This window comes from Paenibacillus sp. FSL R7-0312, from assembly GCF_038004445.1.
Lineage (GTDB): Bacteria > Bacillota > Bacilli > Paenibacillales > Paenibacillaceae > Paenibacillus_AQ.
Genome location: NZ_JBBORE010000001.1, coordinates 3,177,909 through 3,197,270, shown reverse-complemented (window position 1 = coordinate 3,197,270; position 19,362 = coordinate 3,177,909). Strand labels below are relative to the sequence as shown.

Genomic DNA, 19,362 nt, shown 5'->3' with positions numbered 1-19,362 from the left:
GTAGAATTAGATAACTTTATAATAACTTAGACGATCCGGAGCACTAAAAGTTGCGCCTAGTGCCGTTTCGCAGCAGCTGCAGCTTTCCGCTTCTGCCGGGCCTCTACCAGGTAGCGGACCCGCACGAGCAGCATTAACCCTACCGCCACCAGCAGGCACTGGATGATCGGAAGTTTATCATGCTGGAAGATGAGCAGCATCCCCGAGCCTATAGCCATCATAATATATAGTACGATCTCTTTGCCGATGGGCAGCTTCTGGTTGACGCGAAATACACGGTTATACACATAGGTCAGTAGAATAAAGATGACAATGTAAGCGACAATTGGATGCTCAGCGAACCAGCTCTGCACAGCTCGTCACTCCTCCCGGATATAAGTATCGTTTACATTATATCATCCTCAGCAGTTTTATACTTCTTTTAATCCCTGCAATTTGAACGATCTTCTGTCCGGGAAAATAAACAAGAAAAGCCGCCGGATTGTTCATCCGGCGGCTTGAATGGGTTACAGCTTACGCTTGGCTGGCTTGCGCCGCTTTACGCTGCTTCTCTACACGTTCGCGCTCACCCTTGTTCAGGATCTTTTTGCGCAGACGAACGGATTTAGGTGTAATTTCGCAATATTCATCATCATTCAGGTATTCAAGCGCGCCTTCCAGAGAGAACATACGCGGAGTCTTCATTTTAACAGTCTCATCCTTCGTTGCAGAACGAACGTTGGTCAGCTGTTTTTCTTTGCAGATATTTACAATGATGTCATTATCGCGGGTGTGCTCACCTACGATCATGCCTTCATAAATTTCAGTTCCCGGTTCCAGGAAGAGAATACCGCGGTCTTCTACGCCCATCATGCCATATAGAGTCGTATTGCCGGTTTCACTGGATACGAGTACGCCTTGGTGACGTCCGCCAACCTGTCCGCCAATCAGTGGAGCATAGCTGTCAAACGCATGGTTCATAACGCCATAACCGCGGGTCAGGGTCAGGAAGTAGGTGTTGTAACCAATCAGACCACGTGCAGGAATCAGGAACTCCAGTCGAACCTGGCCCGTACCATGATTAATCATGTTGACCATTTCTGCTTTGCGTGTTCCCAGACTTTCCATAACAGCGCCCATGCTTTCTTCCGGAACATCAATCATCAGGCGTTCAAGCGGCTCCATTTTGGCTCCGTCGATTTCCTTGACGATAACTTCAGGCTTGGAAACCTGCATTTCGTAACCTTCGCGGCGCATGTTCTCGATCAGGATACCCAGGTGAAGCTCACCACGGCCGGATACGACAAATGCATCAGGGGAATCCGTTTCATCTACACGCAAGCTGACATCCGTTTCCAGCTCTTTGAACAGACGTTCGCGCAGCTTACGGGAAGTTACCCACTTGCCTTCTTTACCGGCAAACGGACTGTTGTTCACGAGGAACGTCATTTGCATTGTAGGCTCGTCGATCTTCAGAACAGGCAGCGCTTCTGGATGCTGCGGATCGGCAATGGTCTCACCGATGTTGATGTCCTTGATACCGGCAATCGCTACGATGTCGCCTGCACCCGCTTCTTCAGTCTCAACACGCTTCAGGCCCTGGAAACCAAACAGCTTCTCGATACGCGCTGTTTTGCTCTTGCCGTCACGCATAATAACAGTTACGGACTGTCCCTGCTTGATTACACCGCGGTTAACACGGCCAATGGCAATACGGCCAAGGTATTCATTGTAATCCATCAGAGTTACCAGGAACTGCAGGGGCTCTTCAACTTTTTCAGTTGGAGCCGGGATATGTTCAACAATGGTTTCGTAAAGGGCAAGCATCGTTTCATCCTGCTTCTCAGGGTCCATGCTCGATGTGCCGTTAAGCGCTGAAGCATAAACAACCGGGAATTCAAGCTGATCGTCACTGGCTTCAAGCTCAATGAACAGATCCAGAACTTCATCAATAACTTCCTTTGGACGTGCAGCCGGACGGTCAATTTTGTTCACGACAACGATAGGTGTAAGGTGCTGCTCCAGTGCTTTGCGCAGAACGAACTTAGTCTGCGGCATGCAGCCTTCATAAGCATCCACAACCAGCAGTACGCCGTCAACCATCTTCATGATACGTTCTACTTCACCGCCGAAGTCGGCGTGTCCAGGGGTATCTACGATGTTGATCAGGAACTCTTTATAGGTAATTGCTGTATTTTTGGCTAGGATAGTGATTCCGCGTTCCCGCTCCAGGTCGTTCGAGTCCATGGCCCGTTCTTGCAGGTGCTCGTGAGCGCTGAAAATTCCTGATTGCTGCAGAAGCTGATCGACGAGTGTTGTTTTACCATGGTCAACGTGGGCAATGATCGCAATATTGCGAATATCTTTTCTTGAATGCATGATTTGTATCCAAATCCTCTCATTTATCAAATTAAAAATGTTTAAATTTATAGCATGTCACGGCAGTCTCACAAAAGAAGCGCCAGGCAGAAACCCGACGCTCCAACATATCCTTAATAGTATCGTGAAAGCACCATGAAAAGCAAGTCTTTTTCTGAAAAAAACGTTACCAACTTCGTTTAATTTTTCTAATTTTGCCTTAAGTCAAATTCTGCGGTGTCCATTCCCTCAATCGGTGCCGTATGCCCGGCTGTCTTACCAGCCGCCGTTCCACTTCTTGCGGCCGCCCGGTCTGCCCCGGCCCAGCATCAGCCATAGGCCTGCGGCAACCAGAACGGCACCCAGCAGATACAAGGCACCGGTCCCGAGCAGGGTGAAGATGAACAACACAATGCTTAGCAGCCCCAGGATAACAGCGGTTGTTGTTAGTCCTCTGGTTCTGGCTGAAGAATACAGCGAATATTCATAAAGTCCAACCGCAATGCCCAGCAGCAGGATAGGCCATAAATGCCTCATCAGGTCCCAGCCCCATGTATTACATAATCCAAAGAGCAGACCGTATACCGTTAATATGCCCGCAGGTATTAATACAGATGCAGAAGCACGGCGGGTGAAGAATAGCACATGCAGGAACAGGCCCGGAACCAGAATTACGAGCGGCCACAAGGCATGTCCAAGAAATCCGAACACCCCCAGCTTCCCGAGCAGAATCACAATGCCGGCGGCGGCGATGAACATACCCAGTTTCATGTCGTTTTTGGAAGACATCTTTCACCCATCCCTTCAAAATTCGCGTCTTTTCTCTGGCCCTCGTCATTTTATATTTTATCTGAAAAATAATTAAAACACCATCATTCTTCGTGCATTCGGGGGAACTGCACAAAAAAAGCTGAACCAAAGCTTTCCAGCTTTTGGCACAGCCTCTAGTATTGCCGCTTCTTATCCCGCAGATACCATCCTCCGCTTAAGCATACCTGTTGCTACGACAATAATCCCCAGCACCATCGGAAGCATGGAGTGGAATGTAGGCAGCATGAAGGAAATGACCGCACCAAACTTGGCATCCTGCAGCAGCATATTACCGGCCGTATACGCCAGAATATAGGCTCCAATGAAGACCAGCACAGGGAAGCGGTGCAGCCAGCCCACGATGATGCCGCTTCCCCAGACTACAATAGGAATGCTGATGGCAATCCCGATTACGATAAGTGCCAGATCTCCTTTGGCCAAGCCTGCAATCGCCAGCACATTGTCCAGACTCATGATGAAGTCCGCGAGCAGAATGGTGCGCACCGACTTCCATACGCTGGAGCTCCCCTCAATCCTAAGTTCCTCCTCCTCCTCCAGCAGCAGCTTAAAGGAGATCCAGAGCAGCAGTATCGCGCCTCCGGCTTCAATATAAGGAATTTTGAGCAGCAGCACTGCGGCAAAAGTCAGGATGCAGCGCAGACCCACTGCCCCGGCAGCTCCCCACCATACCGCTTGCCTGCGGTGCTTCTCCGGGAGATTCTTGCTGGCCATCGCAATGACCATCGCGTTGTCTCCGCTCAGCACCAGATTGATCATCAGTATTTCACCCAGCAGCAATAAAGAATCCATTCTCTTCAACCTCCCTGAACTCCATGTAAATACATGTATGCCTCAGGGTGACAAGCTATGCATTCTGTCCGGCTTTTTCAGAAACTACGCATGAGCGGGGCTGTTCCAGCGTATACAAAATTATAGCCTGCCTGCCGCATGTCAACAAAGCCCGTATATCTTTCCAACAAATTCGAGGAGTGACCCCTATTGAATCCATCCGTTACGGATTTCATATTATCCCTGCTGAATATTGTCTTCCTCGATCTGATTCTGGCCGGTGATAATGCCATTGTGATCGGCCTGGCCGCGCGGAACCTGCAGGGAAGTTCACAGAAGAAGGCGATCCTGCTGGGCACTGGCGGCGCCGTGGTGTTGCGGATTATCGCAACGATTCTTGTCGTGTGGCTGCTCAAAGTGCCCTGGCTGCTGCTATTCGGCGGATTGCTGCTTATTATGATCGCCTATAGGCTGCTGACGGGGGGAAATACGGAGGACACGGACATACAGGCAGGAGGAACACTGTGGTCGGCCGTACGGACGATCATTGTCGCAGACGCGGCGATGGGGCTGGATAATGTAATCGCGATCGCCGGGGCAGCCAAGCACAATATTACGCTTGTGGTGCTCGGGCTGCTGATCAGCGTGCCGATTGTGGTCTGGGGCAGCACGCTGTTCATCAAGCTGATCAACAGATATTCCTGGATTATCTATATCGGCTCAGCCGTGCTCGGTTTCACCGCAGCAAGTATGATTACCAGTGAGAAGCGGATTGCCCCCTTCTTCGAACAGCAGCCGCTGCTCCACTATCTGTTTATTGCTCTGGTGATTGCAGGCATCCTTGCCGCCGGCCTCTGGCAGCGCCACCGCGCTCAGGGCAGAATTCCGCATAGCGGCAACTCTACCCGGTAATGCAATGCATATATCCCCATATATTAGAAAGAGGTGCCCCGGCCAACCATTATTACTGGCTGCAGGGCACCTCATCTATAGCTATTCTAGAACCATTCTTCCTGTAAACCTGCCTGTGCAGGGATCACATCACTCGGCTTCTCATCACCGTATGGTGTAATCGATACCGTCTCTGTTCCGGCAACCGCCGCTTCCAGGAGTGCCTGATACCCGGGCAGTGTAGCTTCAATCTTATCCACAATCCGCATGTTCGGATTCGTCGTCGGCGACTTGGGCACGAACAGCGTGCAGCAATCTTCATAAGGAAGGATGGACAGGTCATAGGTGCCGATGCTCTGTGAGATTCCGACAATCTCACTCTTATCCATCATCACCAGCGGACGCAGCAGCGGCAACTCAGTGGCCCGGCCAATGACATTCATGCTTGGCAGCGTCTGACTGGCGACTTGCCCCAGACTATCACCGGTGATCAGGGCCAGCGCCCCTTCGCGTTCAGCAAGAGCGGTAGCAATCCGCAGCATGGCCCGGCGCATTAGTGTAATAATCAGATTATCCTGACCAATTCCGGTAAAAGACGTCTGGACCTCCGTGAACGGAACCAGGTGGAGCTTAATCACTCCGGCATAACGCGACAGTACCCGCGTCAGATCTACAACCTTCTGCCGGGCAAGCTCGCTGGTATACGGGTAGCTGTAGAAATGCACACATTCCACTTCAAGTCCTCTGCGCATGGATGACCAGCCCGCAACCGGGCTGTCAATGCCGCCGGACAGCAGCAGCATTGCTTTGCCGTTCGTACCGAGCGGGAACCCGCCGACACCGGCAATATTCTCGCAGAAAATATAGGTATGCCCTTCACGAATCTCAATTCTCAGCTCCATCTGCGGAGATTTCACATCCACAAGCAGCCCGGGATACCCCTGCAGCAGAGGAGTGGCAATCAGCTTGCCCATCTCAATGGAGCCATACGGAAAGTCCTTCCATACCCGGCGGGCACTAACCTTGAAGGTTGTTCCTGCCGCCGGGGCAATAATATTCAGGAATATTCTGCTGGCTGCAAGAATCTCTTCAAATTCCGACCTGGATACCTTCACCGGGCTAATTGAAGCGATGCCGAATACATTCTTCAGTGCATCCGTTAACTCTCCCGCCGGCTCACCGTTCAGTTCGACATATATCCGCCCGAATTCTTTGCTCAGCACCACGCCGGGATAGGGTTTAACCATCTCCTTCACATGACGGAGCACTGTTTTTTCGAACCGGCTGCGGTTTTTTCCTTTTAAGATAAATTCTCCAAAGCGCAGCAGAAGCATATCCGCATATTCAATGCTGCTTCCAATTCCCGCAGCCTTAGCTCCGTTGTCAGACTCTATAATTGTCATTTATTATTTCACGCCTCCTTCAGCAATCTTCAAAGACTGGACAGCGGCAAGCAGCGCCTGCTCCAGCTGCTGCACCTCCTGCTTCGTATGGCTGTCACCCAGACTGATACGGATGCCGCCAAGCGCAGCAGCCCTGTCCCTCCCGATGGACAGCAGAACCCGGCTCGGTTCGGCCAGCCGTGACGAACAGGCGGAGCGGGTGGCAACGGCCATTCCCAGTTCCTCCAGCTTCCGGGCCATAACCTCCCCCTTCATTCCGGGGTAAGAGAAATGGACAATATGAGGCGCCCCGTCTCCGCTGCTGTTCAGCACAAGCTCCGGAATTCCTGATATATAATCCTCCAGCTGTTTTTTTAGCGGCGTAATACAGCGGGTGAATTCCTGCCGCCGTTCGCCGCTCATGCGCACCGCCTTGGCTGTGGCTACAATATTCGGCACATTCTCTGTTCCGGCGCGGTTGCCCATTTCCTGAGAGCCCCCGGTAAGCAGAGGGAACAAGGTTACGCCTTCCCGTACATACAGGATTCCTGTTCCGCGCGGGCCGCGGATTTTGTGCGCTGACAAGCTGTACAGATCCGCCTGCCATTCCTTCAGCCGGGTCTCCAGCTTGCCATAGCCCTGCACCCCATCGACATGAAACAGTGTCCGGCGGTTCACAGCCTTGACCTGCCGTCCGATCTCTTGCAGCGGCTGCACCGTGCCAATCTCATTATTCACATGCATTACACTGACCAGCACAGTATCCGGCCGGACCGCAGCGGCAACCCGCGAGGGTTCGAGGACTCCGGAGCTGTCCGGTGCAATAAAGGTAATCTCCCAGCCCAACTGCTGCAGCTGAAGACAGCTCTCATAGACTGAAGGATGCTCCAGCTCGGTAGTTATTATATGGCGCCCTCTGCCCTGATATTGCAGCGCAGCTCCTTTGATGGCCAGATTATTGCTCTCCGTAGCTCCCGAAGTGAACACAATCTCCTGCGGCTGCACGCCAAGCGCTGCCGCACACACTTCCCGCGCACGCTTGATCAGCTTATCCGCCTCCGCCCCTGCACGGTGCAGAGAGGAGGGATTGGCAAAGTGCTGCCTCATGACTTGTTCCATAGTCTGAACTACCTCCTCATACGGCGGAGCAGCAGCGGCATAATCCCAATACAGCATATATCGGCGTTCTCCTTTGCTTATCGTTTCAGCATTCCCATTCTGCCAGGCATATACGGCTACGCCGTTCTTGGTGGACGGTAGCCTTTCAGCGAGAAAGAATAAGTATAGCAAAATTCATACTTTATTTATATGTTGCAAAAAGGATCAAACGGGCTGCTGCCGCCGGAGCGGCTTGATGCAGATTCCGTTTGATCCTTTATATTATACCGCGTATTGCGCACGGGCGCGTTCTATTTTGGCAATATAGGCCTGAGTTTCCTTCGGAAGCCCTGAGAGATTCGCCATAAGCTCTGCGTCGTTATTGACGCCCAGCTTGTTAACCCGGCCCGGTCCGGCATTATAAGCGGCCAGTGCCATATTCTCCTCACCATTGTAACGTTTGAGCTGATATGAGAGGTAACGCACGCCTCCGTCAATATTCTGGGCGGGATCAAACGGATCGGAGACCCCCAGCCCGTTCGCCGTTCCATCCATTAATTGCATCAGCCCTTTGGCCCCAGCAGAAGAAACAACATTAGGATTAAACGAGGATTCCGTATCAATTACAGCCTTGATCAAATCAACAGGAACGCCATATTTCGCACTGGCCGTCTGGATCAGCTCTTCGTAATCCGTCGGCACTGTGTGCGTTATTTCCCCGGAAATGCTGTCGTACGTTTCAGCTGTTCCACCGAGCTGCTGCCAGAGCAGATTACTTAGTGAAGAAGTATCCGTGAGTGAGGTTAAAGTGCTTCCGCTGCCGCCGCCGGTTGCGGATTGCAGGGCCGCCTGCTGTAGTAAAGCGGCGAATTCCGCTGCCGAAGAACCTGTTACCCCGGATGAAACCTTGCCGCTTCCGCCTTTCATGCTTGAACTCCTCAGATCAACCCATTTCAGTTGCCCGGTTCCGCTTGCTGCAGCGGGGTCGATTGCCATGCTCCCATTCCCTCTTCCATAATAAATCTATATAAATAAAATAAAGCATTCTATTTAAATTTGAAATACGGCTTTATTTTACAATTTATTTGCAGTAATTACTATATGCCAAACAGAAAAAACAGACCTCAGACCCGCATAGTTAGGTCTGAAAGCCTGTTTTGAAACCAAATTTCTGCATGCATTTTACTCTAACGGGCAAAAGGAATTAAGACAAAATAACTTAAGGTAGAGACAATTCCCAGTCCCATGGACCAGGCGCCAGCAGTTTTTTGTCCCCTGGCATAGGCATAATACCCGAGCACTGCAGCAATAGGCCCCATAATTATTGACCAGATAAATAAGGAAACCACACCAAAACCGAGGCCAATATAACCGATTGTCCGTTCATCACTTTCCTTTACACTGCCGGTTGTACGTTCTGTTTCCCTGTTGGCGGTACTGTGGACCTGCACGGGAAGCGGACTGATTTCAGCAGCATATTCCTCGTTGTGACTTCTGTCCCGCCGGGGGTAATCCACTCTGCGCGGACGCAAAATAATTTTCCTGCGTTCCGAACGGTCCACTTTGGGTTCATCATTCTGATTGTCCATAAGGGCCTCCTCTAAGCGTTCGGCTTGAACGTCAGACAACAGGTTGCAGACGAAGTTCCGGCATGATCATGATGATTGTTCGCCGTAAGCTCTTCAGCATATTCTTCTTTGAAGTGGCTGCCTGCATGCTTGTCAATTTCAATTACAATTTCCTCGGCACGGCACAGGTTCTGTTCTCCCCAATAATGACAGTTGCTCACACTGCATTTCACAAGCGGTTTTGCGTTTGTCATAATGATCACCTCGGCTTCATTATGTCCTCTCCGCTTTACTGCTATGCGGCTGAATGGTTTCCAGCTGATGAAACGGCGCCGTTCATATAGGCACACGCAAATGTGCACGCAAAAAAAGACCAGGATGTCATGTTGCTCATGACAAACCCGGTCCTTTACCCGAAACTGGCAGATCCGGTACTACACCTGATTCTGCATCCGTTTCTCCGTTAAATAATCGTTCTCATAATAAGCCAGATCATCGCGCAGCTCTTCATAGACCTTAGTAATCTCCATAATAATATCGCGCGCCGGACGAACCGGCTTCTTGCGGAAACGGATCGCATCCTGACCTGTGTAGGCATAGCGTCCATCTTCGGAGTAGCTTTCATTCTTAGGATAGAAGAAGTTGTTCACTCCAAAATGATATACATTATATAGCGCTTTTTGCGCGAAGGCTTCATCAAAAGTGGCGCGGCGCAGAGCAACCCCAAGCTTCTCATAAGACATCTCCGAGAACACCAGCAGATGGCGGAGATCGGACAAGAACCCTTGATAGAAATGCAGTGTTTCTTCACCCTCTTCGGCAACCAGTTGCGGCAGCGCATGCTCGTTCAGGAACAGTTCCATTTTTCCGATTACGGATTTAAGTTTTTCTCTCGTCGATACACACAATTTCTGCACATTAGCTGCTGACATGGCGATTGCTCCCCCTTATTAGTCCTTGCTTTGTAGTCGTTACGACATAATCATTTCGAATAGTTCTATCTTGATAGTATCACAAAACTTCACCGGTCTCCACCCACCGCAGGTGAGGAGAGTCATCCCGGTCCAGCAGACCGGATACAAGCCCCGGAAAGCGCTTATTTTCTGATATTAACATAAAACCCTGTACGGCGGTATCCTTTTCTCCGATGCATAAAACCAGCCCTCTCTTCTAAACCTAACAGGTATTACAATGCCAGGAAGGAGCGGAAACCATGTCACGAAAAAACTTAACCGTCGCCGGTCTGGTCACTGCTGCGCTGACGGTGGTGCTGCTTACTTTTGCCCTGCGGCCGGAAGACAGCGCCATAAGCAGTACCCTCAGACAAGCCTCTGTGCCGAATCCCTCTCAGGAGAAAATCATCAAGAAAACAGCCCTGGTACAGGATGTGAGTGCTACTGACCGCCTGAACCGCGTGGATGTAAGCAAACATCTTAGAACTATGCTATCGGATACCCACGGCGCTTCGCCTGAGGATATCTCAGCATATGCCAGGAACTTACAGCAGGGACACGGTCATATCACCATGCTGATGCTGATTGATTTCCGCACGCAGAAGACAACTACCTATAAATCCTCTCTTCCGGAAGGAACGGACCAGGAGAACAAGCAGCTGCTCAAATACCTGAACACAGCCAAGTCGGCCATCAAGGGGCATCAAGCCTATGAGTCCCCGTCTTTTGTAATCGGCAGCAAGAAATATTATTTCGTGGCACAGCGTGACCAGGAGGGCCAGCTCGGCGTCATTGCCCTGATCAATCAGAAGATTCTTGACCGGGTAGCCCAGCACCAGCTGAAGAATCTCCGTCTGATCCCTTACCCTAAGGAAGGCAAGTACCGCGTAGAATCCGTTCATGCCGATACGCTGCAGGATCTCACTGTCAAGACAGGCCATGACAATGAGAATGCCAGCCATTACTACGAGAACGAGATCGTCGTCCGCTTCCCTAACGGGCATCCTACAGCAGGCCAGCTTCAGACCATTGCCGCAGATATTCAGTGCAAGGAGCCGCGTAAGCTGGGGTATGCCTATATTTTCCGCTCAGAGAAGATGAACTATTCCCAGCTCAAAACCTACTTCGCTTATAAATGGCACCCGCAATACTCCGAGCCTCACTATATGTATTTAACCAATGATACAGTGAGCGAAAATACAGGTGCCAATGTTATAACGCCTAATGATCTGCTCTTCTCCACCTATCAGTGGAATCTGCCGGCCATTGAAACAGAATTGGGCTGGAATCTGTCCAAAGGCAGCAAGGAAGTCGTTGTAGCCGTGGTGGATACCGGAGTTCAGGCGGACCATCCCGATCTGCAGGGCCAGCTGCTGGCCGGATATAATGCGATAACTAACGGTGGAGCGCCGGATGATGATGTCGGGCACGGCACGCATGTCTCAGGCATCATCGGAGCGTTGACCAATAATGAGGAAGGTGTGGCCGGCATCAGCTGGTATAACAAGATCCTTCCGGTAAAAGCGCTCGACAACTCCGGGGCTGGCACCACTTATTCTGTTGCCGAAGGCATTATCTGGGCTGCCGACCATGGCGCCAAAGTGATTAATCTCAGCCTGGGCAATTATGCCGACTCCCAGTTCCTGCATGATGCCATTAAATATGCCTATGACCGCGACGTTGTCATTGTCTCCGCTTCCGGCAATGACAATACCGAGCGGCCGGGCTACCCGGCGGCCTATGAGGAGGTAATTGCCGTGGCCGCAACCAATTCCACCGGAGAGAGAGCGTCTTTCTCCAATTACGGGGATTATATCGATGTGGCCGCCCCCGGGGAAAGTATCGCCAGCACCTATCCTGATAATCAGTATGCGGCATTATCCGGTACCTCGATGGCCAGCCCCCATGTGGCAGCGCTCGCCGGGCTGGTACGCTCGCTGAACCCCGGGCTGACCAATAAGGAAGTAACCGAGCTACTGACCTCAAATGCGGTGGATCTGGGTGATGCCGGACATGATAAATACTTTGGCTGGGGTCAGGTAGATATCTACCAGACCCTTCAGGCTGCCGGCGGAGGCCAAGTTCCCCTGCAGTTATTCCCTCAGAATGTCGGTAAACAGCTGAAATCTATGCAATGAGTTACACGCTTGTCCGCCCGGCCAGACGCGTGAGGCTTATTGGCGGATTGAACGCAGATGCCGGTCCAGCAGGCGCAGGAACTGTCTGAGCCCGCGCTCCATGTCTTCTTGCGTAAGCTGCGAATAACAGAGCCGGATATGGCGGGAAGGCGTGTCTCCGGCATAGCAGACATCTCCGGGCAGGAAGGATATCCCTTCCTGATCAGCCAGCGCATGCAGCTTGTCTATCCCGGGGGATTCGGGCAGCTGCAGCCATAAGTTCAGGCCGCCCTCAGGCAGCGTCCAGCTGACTCCGGCCGGGGCATACTGCTTCAGAAGCATCGCCGCCGCTTCCTTGCGAAGGCGCAGGGCGGTCCGCAGCTTCGCCGCGTAGGCCTCATACCTGCGGTCGATGAACGGCAATACTGCCCGCTGGGTCAGCAGCGGACTGCCCAGGTCACTCGACGACTTGGCGGCAATCAGCCTGGACAGGATATTGCCTTCAGCGGCAACGCAGGCGATCCGGCATCCGGGCGCGAGCACTTTGCTGAAGCTCTTCATATAGACTACATGCCCGGCGCCATCCATCGATTTGATCGACGGCGGAGGCGGCTGATGGAAATACAGATCACTGAACGGATCATCCTCCACAATGAGACAGCGGTAACTGCGGGCAAGCTCCAGCAGCCGCTGTCTTCTTGTTATGCTCATCGTAGCGCCGCTGGGATTCTGAAAGGTAGGGTTCGTATAGATGAGCTTCGGCGGTCTGCGGTCACACATTGCAGTAAGCCGGTCCACCCGCATCCCTTGCTCATCCATCGGAACGAAGATCATCTCTGCCCCCCGTCCGGCAAAAACATCAATGGCACCCGTATAGCTAGGCGCCTCCAGATATACGGTATCCCCGGGACCGACGAAGGTCCGGGCCACCAGATCGATTCCCTGCTGTGAACCGCTGGTAATCATTAAGTCATTGGACCCAATCGCTATGCCCCGGCTCTGCAGATGCCTGCGCATCACCTCCCGCAGCTCCTGATCGCCCTGGAAATTCCCGTAGGAGGCCATCAGCTCTGGCTCTTCTTGTACCAGAGCCGCCATAGTGGCACCAATCGGTTCAAGCGGAAGGAGGCTGCTGTGTATCGCTGCCAGATGGAAGGGATACTGCACTTCCGAATAATTGAAGTTGCGCCACAGCTGTGCCCGCGGCAGGTAGTCGTCATAAGCGTCCTGCCATCCGGCTGAAGTATCGGGCACATTCCGCTGCCGCTCCGCTACATAACAGCCTTTGCCCTGGCTGCAGATAATATGACCGCGGGTTTCCAGATCAGCATAAGCCTTGCTGACGGTTACCTGGCTTACCTTCAAGGAGGAGGCCAGACCTCTTACGGAGGGCAGCTTACTCCCCGGCTGGAGCAGTCCGGAAGTGATCCGCTGGGCTATGGTCTCACTGATCTGCTGTGGCAGAGATTTAGTGCCGCTGCGGAGTAAATCAATACGCATCCCGTTTCCCCCTTGACTGTTATATTTAGCGCTTTACTGTTATACTGCTATACCGTTATGATACAACAAAATTCAGATTAGCGGGGAGCATGAACCATGAAGATTAATTATGCTGAGATGACGAATCACCTGGGGTCCTCAGCTGTCCGTGACATTCTCAAAATTACGCAGGGCAAAGATATTATCTCGCTGGCGGGCGGCTTGCCTGCTGAGGAGCTGTTCCCTGTAGAGGCTGTCCGCGATGCCTATAACCGTGTACTCGCCAGTGATGTTTCAGCGCTGCAATACGGCTTAACCGAGGGATACCTTCCGCTGCGTGAAGCGGTCGCTGCAAGATTGGGACAGCAGGGCATTCCGGTGTCCGCACAGGAAATGCTCCTCACCACCGGTTCCCAGCAGGCTATAGATCTGCTCTGCAGAATACTTATTGATCCGGGTGATGCCGTACTGGTGGAAGCTCCTACTTATCTGGCTGCCCTGCAGGTGCTGGGAACTTACCGCGCAGACATCCGCGTGGTGGACAGCGATGAACAAGGTATGCTGCCTGAGCATCTCGAAGAACAGCTCCGTAAGCACCGGCCTAAGCTCCTGTATGCCGTCCCTACGTTCAACAATCCTTCAGGTGCGACCTGGAGCAAAGAACGCCGCGAACAGGTTGTAGGGCTATGCCGGAAATACGGCGTGCTGATATTGGAAGACAATCCGTACGGGGAGATTACCTTCGATGAAATTCCTGGAGCTTATCCGCCCACACTTGCCTCCATCGACAGAAATCTGGATGGTAGTTCCTGTGTGGTCTATACAGGCACCTTCTCCAAAATCGTGGCACCAGGGCTGCGCACAGGCTGGATCATCGGCCCTTCAGAGCTGATCCGCATCATCGCTAAAGCCAAGCAGGCTGCTGATCTGCATTCCAGCGCCATTGATCAGCGCGCCCTGCATGAACTTCTGCAGAGGTTTGACCTAGAAGAACATATCCGCCTGATCTCCCGTGAATATCAGTCACGGATGAAGCTGCTCTCGGCCGAGCTCTCCTCACGGAACTGGGAGGGGGCCAGCTTCCTTGAGCCGCGCGGCGGCATGTTCCTATGGCTGACCCTGTCCGGCCGCATTAATACTGCTGAGCTGCTGCCGCTTGCCGTAGAGCAGGGCGTCGCCTTCGTTCCCGGCGAGGTATTCTACTCCGCCGGGCCGCTGAAGAATGCGATGCGCCTCAACTTCACCCATACGCGGCCGGAGCTGCTGCCCCTTGCGGTGCAGCGGCTGGAAGTAGCCATGTCCCGGTATGAGGAACGTCTGCTTCCTATGTAGCCATTGCTCCGAAAGTTACCTATAACTATATACAAAAGGCGGCCCCCTGAGGAGGCCGCCGTCTTAATGTCTGTAAGTGTATTGAGTTACCGCACAGTGCTTATTCGTTGTCAGTTAGGAAAGTTTGCCGTAAGCCGGGTTCTGTGCTCGTTGTGGTTCAAACGGGAACTACCCTCCCACCATAAGCGACAATCATCTATCTAGGCCATACATTACTGCACAGCTCCAGCGACCAACCTAGACACGCCTCAGGCGAAGGCTGCTTCTCCCGGTTAGGGAAGATGCTGCGTCTCATTAGGTCTTGCTCCAGATGGGGTTTACCAGGAACGAAGTCACCAGCGTTCCTCGGGGTCTCTTACACCTCGGTTCCATCCTTGCCTGTGCTGCCCGAAAGCAGCCATCGGCGGTCCATTTCTGTGGCACTATCCTTCGGCTCGCGCCGACTGGACGTTATCCAGCATCCTGCCTTATGGAGCCCGGACTTTCCTCCCGCGGCGTTCTCACGCACACCGGCGATTGTCTGTCAAACTTTCCGGAACAACATTGTATATTATACAGACTTGCACCAGCGGACACAAGTGTTAATAATTTCAATTACAGCCGCTTAGAGGAAATTGAAAGGCTCGGTGTCCAGCTTGGAGGCATACACCACAGTACTGCACTTATGCTCTGTCAGCTTGCCGGTAAGAAACTCCGCAACTTTCTCCTTCATGATCTTCTCTGCATTATGCCCCGGGTCAATCAGTGCGATGCCTGCCAGGTGTGCATCCTGCGCCGTATGGTAATCGATATCACCAGTCACCAGCACATCCGCTCCTTTGAAGATGGCACTGCTGTAATACTTGGCACCGGACCCGCCCATAACAGCTGCCTTGCGGATAGGCCGGTTCAAATCACCAACGACACGCACATGGTCAACATCCAGACCGCTCTTCACGGTCTCCACGAACTCTCCCAGCGTAGTTGGCTCCTTAAGCTTACCCACTCTTCCAAGGCCGAGGCTGCGTCCCTTGAGGTCCATGGAATAGAGATCATAAGCCACCTCTTCATACGGATGAGCCTTCAGCATAGCCTGCACAACCTTATTGCGGATCGGATGCGGCACAATGGTCTCAATGCGGATCTCTTCAGCCCGTTCCAGCTTGCCTTGCTTGCCGATATAAGGGTCTGTTCCCTCCTGAGGAATGAAGGTGCCATAACCTTCGATGTTGAAGCTGCAATGGCTATAATTGCCGATCCAGCCCGCACCGGCATTCAGAATCGCATCCAGCACCTTCTGATGGTGATCCTTCGGCACAAAAACAACGAGCTTGGACAATTGCTCCGTATGAATATCCTTGATCGGTGCACCGTTCTCAATACCCAGCGCTTCCGCCATCCAGTCGTTCATTCCGCCTTCCGCCACATCCAGATTGGTATGGCTGATATAGACGGCAATGTCGTTTTTGATCAGCTTCTCATACAGCCGGCCCATGGGAGTGTCTGTGAGAATGCCTTTGACCGGCCGGAAAATAATCGCGTGATGGGCGATAATCAGATTACAGCCTTGGGCAATCGCTTCGTCCACGACACTGTCATTGACATCCAGTGCCACCAGTACGCCGATAATCTCCTTCTGCAGGCTGCCCAGCTGAAGCCCGACATTATCCCATTCCTCCGCCAGATGCTTCGGGGCAAGCTGCTCCATATATCCAATTACAGTCTGTCCTTTGGCAAACATTCCAGCACCTCCGCTATCCGCTTGATTTGTGCATTGATCTTGCTGCGCTTCTCTTCTGCCGCCTCCTGCTCAGAACGCGACAGTGAGGCCAGAATTCCTTCCAGCTTGGAGATTTCCCCCCGCCACTTCGCCGTGAACACTTCATTCGGCGCTTGCAGCAGCCAAGGCCCCATCTGCAGGAGCAGGGACTGATCAAGGACCACCCCGCCGCCGGCGAGCGCTTGTTCCCGGTATAGCTGTTCATTCGTCCGGCCAGCTTCACTGCCTTCAGGGACCGCTGTCAGGATCTCATAAGTTTTGCCGTCTTCCTCCAAAATATGCTCCGAGATCAGCACCCAGCCGTTACCAAGCAACCAGCGGCGCAGAATATCCTCGCCCACATTCGGCTGCAGCGCAAGTGTCTTCACCCCGGCCAGCTTCCCCTGCTTCTGACCGCGATCAAGAATAGCGGCGATTAGCGATCCGCCCATACCGGCAATCGTGATGCAGTCTGCTTCTCCCGGCTCCAGCACCTCCAACCCGTCCCCGCGCCGCACGGCAATCTTCCGGCTGAGGCCAGCTTCAGCTACGCCTCTGCCTGCTGCTTCATACGGTCCCAGGTTTACTTCCCCCGCAATTGCCGAAGGCACACGCCCGCTCTCCACTGCGGCTACAGGGAGCAAGGCATGATCCGAACCGATATCGGCAAGCCTGCTTCCTTCCGGTACCTGCTCCAGCAGAAGCTGAAGCCGGTCTGATAATTTTATATTGTTCATGAGGCCACCCACGTTATCCATTTTTTTCTGAAGATGAACAGCAGCGCTAAGCCAACAGCGATCTTCAGTATTAATACAAGCGAAGTCCATTCCGGGAATCCCGATCTGAGCCATAGCGCATCGATTTCCGGCATCAGCCAGAGTGAAGCGCCGACGCCCAGGTATACACCTGAGACCCCGCTAACCCGATGATACAAAAGCCAGCTTAGCCAGATCATCAGCACACAGAGCGGAAGCCAGAGCAGCTCCAGCATGAGAATGGAAGCATCCGGCCTCGCCTGGCCAAAGAATCCGGCATACAGCAGCGCCCAAAAAGCAAAACCGCAAAAATGAAGGAGTCCGATACGCAGAAAGAATCCAAGTACACACCATAGGAGACCGCAGGCTGCAATCAGCAAAGGTCTCCAAAAATCGGGATCCAGATCATGCAGTGCAATTAGCCACAACCCGAACCCAAGGGTTAACACGCTGCCGATTCCCGCCAGTACCAGACTAATCATCTTGTTACGGTCCAGATAAATAGCCGAATAGCCATAACAAACAATTAATACACAGAGCGCCGTGGCAAGTTGCAAAGGCCAGGGAAAAACGCTAAAATAAAGACTAATCAAGAAAATCAAGGAAATTATTCCAAAACCAAACAGCCATATTTTGATGCTTCCCTGCTGGAGATTCCGCAGCGACACCGGATTGCTATCCTTAATTTCTGCTTGATCATCATACAGGTTGGTCAGGAAATCACAATATTGCTCCGGCAGCAGCTTGCTTCTTCTCCAGTACTGAATTTCTCTTAAAATAGTGTCACGTTTCTCCAAATTCAACGGCTCATCCCTCTTTCCAGATCTTGCCTCCGGCCTGTTACAAAACTCCCCGCAAAGTGGGGCTTTAGCTTCGATGATGACTCAGGTACTTTGCGGGGACCCAGAATATACACAAAGGACCTCCTGCCACCGTGCAGCAGAAGGTCCGGCCCTATACGTCTATTCGAGGAAATCCTTCAACCGCTTACTGCGGCTCGGGTGACGCAGCTTGCGCAGTGCTTTGGCTTCAATCTGGCGGATACGCTCGCGGGTAACGCCGAACACCTTACCCACTTCTTCAAGCGTTCTCGTCCGTCCGTCATCCAGTCCGAAGCGCAGGCGAAGTACATTCTCTTCACGCTCGGTGAGCGTGTCCAGCACATCCTCCAGCTGTTCCTTCAGCAGCTCATATGCCGCTGCATCCGCAGGCGCAAGCGCCTCCTGATCCTCAATGAAATCTCCCAGATGCGAATCATCTTCCTCACCGATTGGTGTTTCCAGTGATACCGGCTCCTGGGCAATCTTCATGATTTCCCGAACCTTCTCTACGGTCAGTTCCATCTCAGCCGCAATCTCTTCCGGCGAAGGCTCACGTCCCAGTTCCTGCAGCAATTGGCGGGAAACCCGGATTAATTTGTTGATGGTCTCCACCATGTGCACGGGAATACGGATCGTCCGTGCCTGGTCGGCAATCGCGCGGGTAATCGCCTGACGAATCCACCAGGTTGCATAGGTACTGAATTTGAAGCCTTTATTGTGGTCAAATTTCTCAACGGCCTTGATCAGACCCATGTTGCCTTCCTGAATCAAATCCAGGAACAGCATGCCGCGTCCGACATAACGTTTGGCGATACTGACTACGAGACGCAGGTTTGCTTCTGCAAGTCTCCGCTTCGCTTCCTCGTCACCATTCTTGATTCTCATTGCCAGTTCCACTTCATCGTCAGCCGATAACAGCGGAACACGCCCGATTTCCTTCAGATACATCCGGACGGGGTCGTTGATCTTGATGCCCGGAGGCAGCGACAGATCGTCGTCGAAGCTGAAATCATCACTGTCTTTGTCCTCATTATCCTCACTGGGCCGGAGGCTGTTGACCTCTTCATCATTCTCATTGACAACTTCGATCCCCAGATCGCTCAGCTGCTCGTAGAATTCCTCCATCTGCTCGGGGTCTTGATCAAACGGCGATAATTTCTCCATAATATCTTTGTAGTTGAGTGATGATCTTTTCTTACCATGATCAATAAGCTGATCCTTAACCTGATCCAGAGTAAATTCCGCTTCCAGTTCAGTATGCTGATCGTTCGCCATAATTCGACTCCCTCCTC

Annotated in this window: 18 protein-coding genes and 1 other RNA gene; 3 read left to right on the top strand and 16 right to left on the bottom strand. The window is 52.4% G+C overall.

Features of this window, described 5'->3' with window-relative positions; genetic code table 11:
• Window positions 1-56 precede the first annotated feature (56 nt).
• The 4 genes from MKX70_RS13920 to MKX70_RS13905 form a co-directional block, all read right to left on the bottom strand.
• A complete protein-coding gene (locus MKX70_RS13920; protein ID WP_042139406.1) occupies window positions 57-353 on the bottom strand; it encodes a YlaH-like family protein in 297 nt (98 codons plus the stop codon).
• Between the two features lie 160 nt (window positions 354-513).
• On the bottom strand, window positions 514-2,358 hold the full coding sequence (gene typA, locus MKX70_RS13915; protein WP_039304185.1) for a translational GTPase TypA: 1,845 nt from the start codon (window positions 2,356-2,358) through the stop codon (window positions 514-516).
• 255 nt (window positions 2,359-2,613) lie between these two features.
• Window positions 2,614-3,126 carry a hypothetical protein gene (locus MKX70_RS13910; protein WP_340840197.1) on the bottom strand — a complete coding sequence of 171 codons (513 nt, stop codon included), beginning with the start codon at window positions 3,124-3,126 and terminating at the stop codon, window positions 2,614-2,616.
• Window positions 3,127-3,297: 171 nt separating this feature from the next.
• The gene (locus tag MKX70_RS13905) at window positions 3,298-3,957 is read right to left on the bottom strand and encodes a TerC family protein (protein ID WP_042238550.1); all 660 of its coding nucleotides are present in this window, start codon (window positions 3,955-3,957) and stop codon (window positions 3,298-3,300) included.
• Between the two features lie 189 nt (window positions 3,958-4,146).
• On the opposite strand from MKX70_RS13905, the gene MKX70_RS13900 reads away from it, so the two are divergent.
• Entirely contained in the window at window positions 4,147-4,848 is a 702-nt protein-coding gene (locus tag MKX70_RS13900; RefSeq protein WP_039304177.1) for a TerC family protein, read from the top strand.
• An 86-nt stretch (window positions 4,849-4,934) separates the two neighbouring features.
• On the opposite strand, the gene thiI is transcribed toward MKX70_RS13900, so the two are convergent.
• From thiI to MKX70_RS13870, 6 genes are all read right to left on the bottom strand, one after another.
• Window positions 4,935-6,161: a tRNA uracil 4-sulfurtransferase ThiI gene (thiI, locus tag MKX70_RS13895; RefSeq protein ID WP_445323704.1), complete on the bottom strand. Its 1,227-nt coding sequence runs from the start codon at window positions 6,159-6,161 to the stop codon at window positions 4,935-4,937.
• A gap of 72 nt (window positions 6,162-6,233) precedes the next feature.
• Window positions 6,234-7,385, bottom strand: a complete 1,152-nt coding sequence (locus MKX70_RS13890; protein ID WP_340783568.1) for a cysteine desulfurase family protein — start codon at window positions 7,383-7,385, stop codon at window positions 6,234-6,236.
• A 204-nt stretch (window positions 7,386-7,589) separates the two neighbouring features.
• Window positions 7,590-8,303: a lytic transglycosylase domain-containing protein gene (locus tag MKX70_RS13885; protein WP_042238553.1), complete on the bottom strand. Its 714-nt coding sequence runs from the start codon at window positions 8,301-8,303 to the stop codon at window positions 7,590-7,592.
• A gap of 191 nt (window positions 8,304-8,494) precedes the next feature.
• Window positions 8,495-8,896, bottom strand: coding sequence for a hypothetical protein (locus MKX70_RS13880; protein ID WP_042238554.1), 402 nt, complete (start codon window positions 8,894-8,896; stop codon window positions 8,495-8,497).
• A gap of 11 nt (window positions 8,897-8,907) precedes the next feature.
• The gene (locus MKX70_RS13875; protein ID WP_042216770.1) at window positions 8,908-9,129 is read right to left on the bottom strand and encodes a DUF1540 domain-containing protein; all 222 of its coding nucleotides are present in this window, start codon (window positions 9,127-9,129) and stop codon (window positions 8,908-8,910) included.
• Between the two features lie 180 nt (window positions 9,130-9,309).
• On the bottom strand, window positions 9,310-9,807 hold the full coding sequence (locus tag MKX70_RS13870; RefSeq protein ID WP_042238555.1) for a YpuI family protein: 498 nt from the start codon (window positions 9,805-9,807) through the stop codon (window positions 9,310-9,312).
• Between the two features lie 281 nt (window positions 9,808-10,088).
• On the opposite strand from MKX70_RS13870, the gene MKX70_RS13865 reads away from it, so the two are divergent.
• Complete coding sequence (locus MKX70_RS13865) at window positions 10,089-11,966, top strand: S8 family peptidase (RefSeq protein WP_340783560.1); 1,878 nt, start codon at window positions 10,089-10,091, stop codon at window positions 11,964-11,966.
• 36 nt (window positions 11,967-12,002) lie between these two features.
• On the opposite strand, the gene pdxR is transcribed toward MKX70_RS13865, so the two are convergent.
• A complete protein-coding gene (gene pdxR / locus MKX70_RS13860; RefSeq protein ID WP_042238557.1) occupies window positions 12,003-13,445 on the bottom strand; it encodes a MocR-like pyridoxine biosynthesis transcription factor PdxR in 1,443 nt (480 codons plus the stop codon).
• Between the two features lie 96 nt (window positions 13,446-13,541).
• Between pdxR and MKX70_RS13855 the strand changes: the two genes are divergently transcribed.
• The gene (locus MKX70_RS13855; RefSeq protein ID WP_042238558.1) at window positions 13,542-14,756 is read left to right on the top strand and encodes an aminotransferase-like domain-containing protein; all 1,215 of its coding nucleotides are present in this window, start codon (window positions 13,542-13,544) and stop codon (window positions 14,754-14,756) included.
• 115 nt (window positions 14,757-14,871) lie between these two features.
• Here the strand turns inward: MKX70_RS13855 and rnpB are convergent.
• The 5 genes from rnpB to rpoD all read right to left on the bottom strand — a co-directional run bounded on the left by rnpB (window position 14,872) and on the right by rpoD (window position 19,345).
• Window positions 14,872-15,288: RNase P RNA component class A (rnpB, locus tag MKX70_RS13850), an RNA gene on the bottom strand.
• A gap of 72 nt (window positions 15,289-15,360) precedes the next feature.
• Window positions 15,361-16,476 carry a Nif3-like dinuclear metal center hexameric protein gene (locus tag MKX70_RS13845; protein ID WP_042238559.1) on the bottom strand — a complete coding sequence of 372 codons (1,116 nt, stop codon included), beginning with the start codon at window positions 16,474-16,476 and terminating at the stop codon, window positions 15,361-15,363.
• Window positions 16,452-17,222 (bottom strand): tRNA (adenine(22)-N(1))-methyltransferase, encoded by a 771-nt coding sequence (locus tag MKX70_RS13840; RefSeq protein ID WP_042243205.1) that lies wholly within the window; start codon window positions 17,220-17,222, stop codon window positions 16,452-16,454. The genes MKX70_RS13845 and MKX70_RS13840 overlap by 25 nt, the downstream gene beginning before the upstream one ends.
• Window positions 17,223-17,227: 5 nt before the next feature.
• Window positions 17,228-18,052 (bottom strand): hypothetical protein, encoded by an 825-nt coding sequence (locus MKX70_RS13835; protein WP_042238560.1) that lies wholly within the window; start codon window positions 18,050-18,052, stop codon window positions 17,228-17,230.
• A gap of 159 nt (window positions 18,053-18,211) precedes the next feature.
• Window positions 18,212-19,345 carry an RNA polymerase sigma factor RpoD gene (rpoD, locus tag MKX70_RS13830; RefSeq protein WP_039304147.1) on the bottom strand — a complete coding sequence of 378 codons (1,134 nt, stop codon included), beginning with the start codon at window positions 19,343-19,345 and terminating at the stop codon, window positions 18,212-18,214.
• Between the last annotated feature and the right edge of the window lie 17 nt (window positions 19,346-19,362).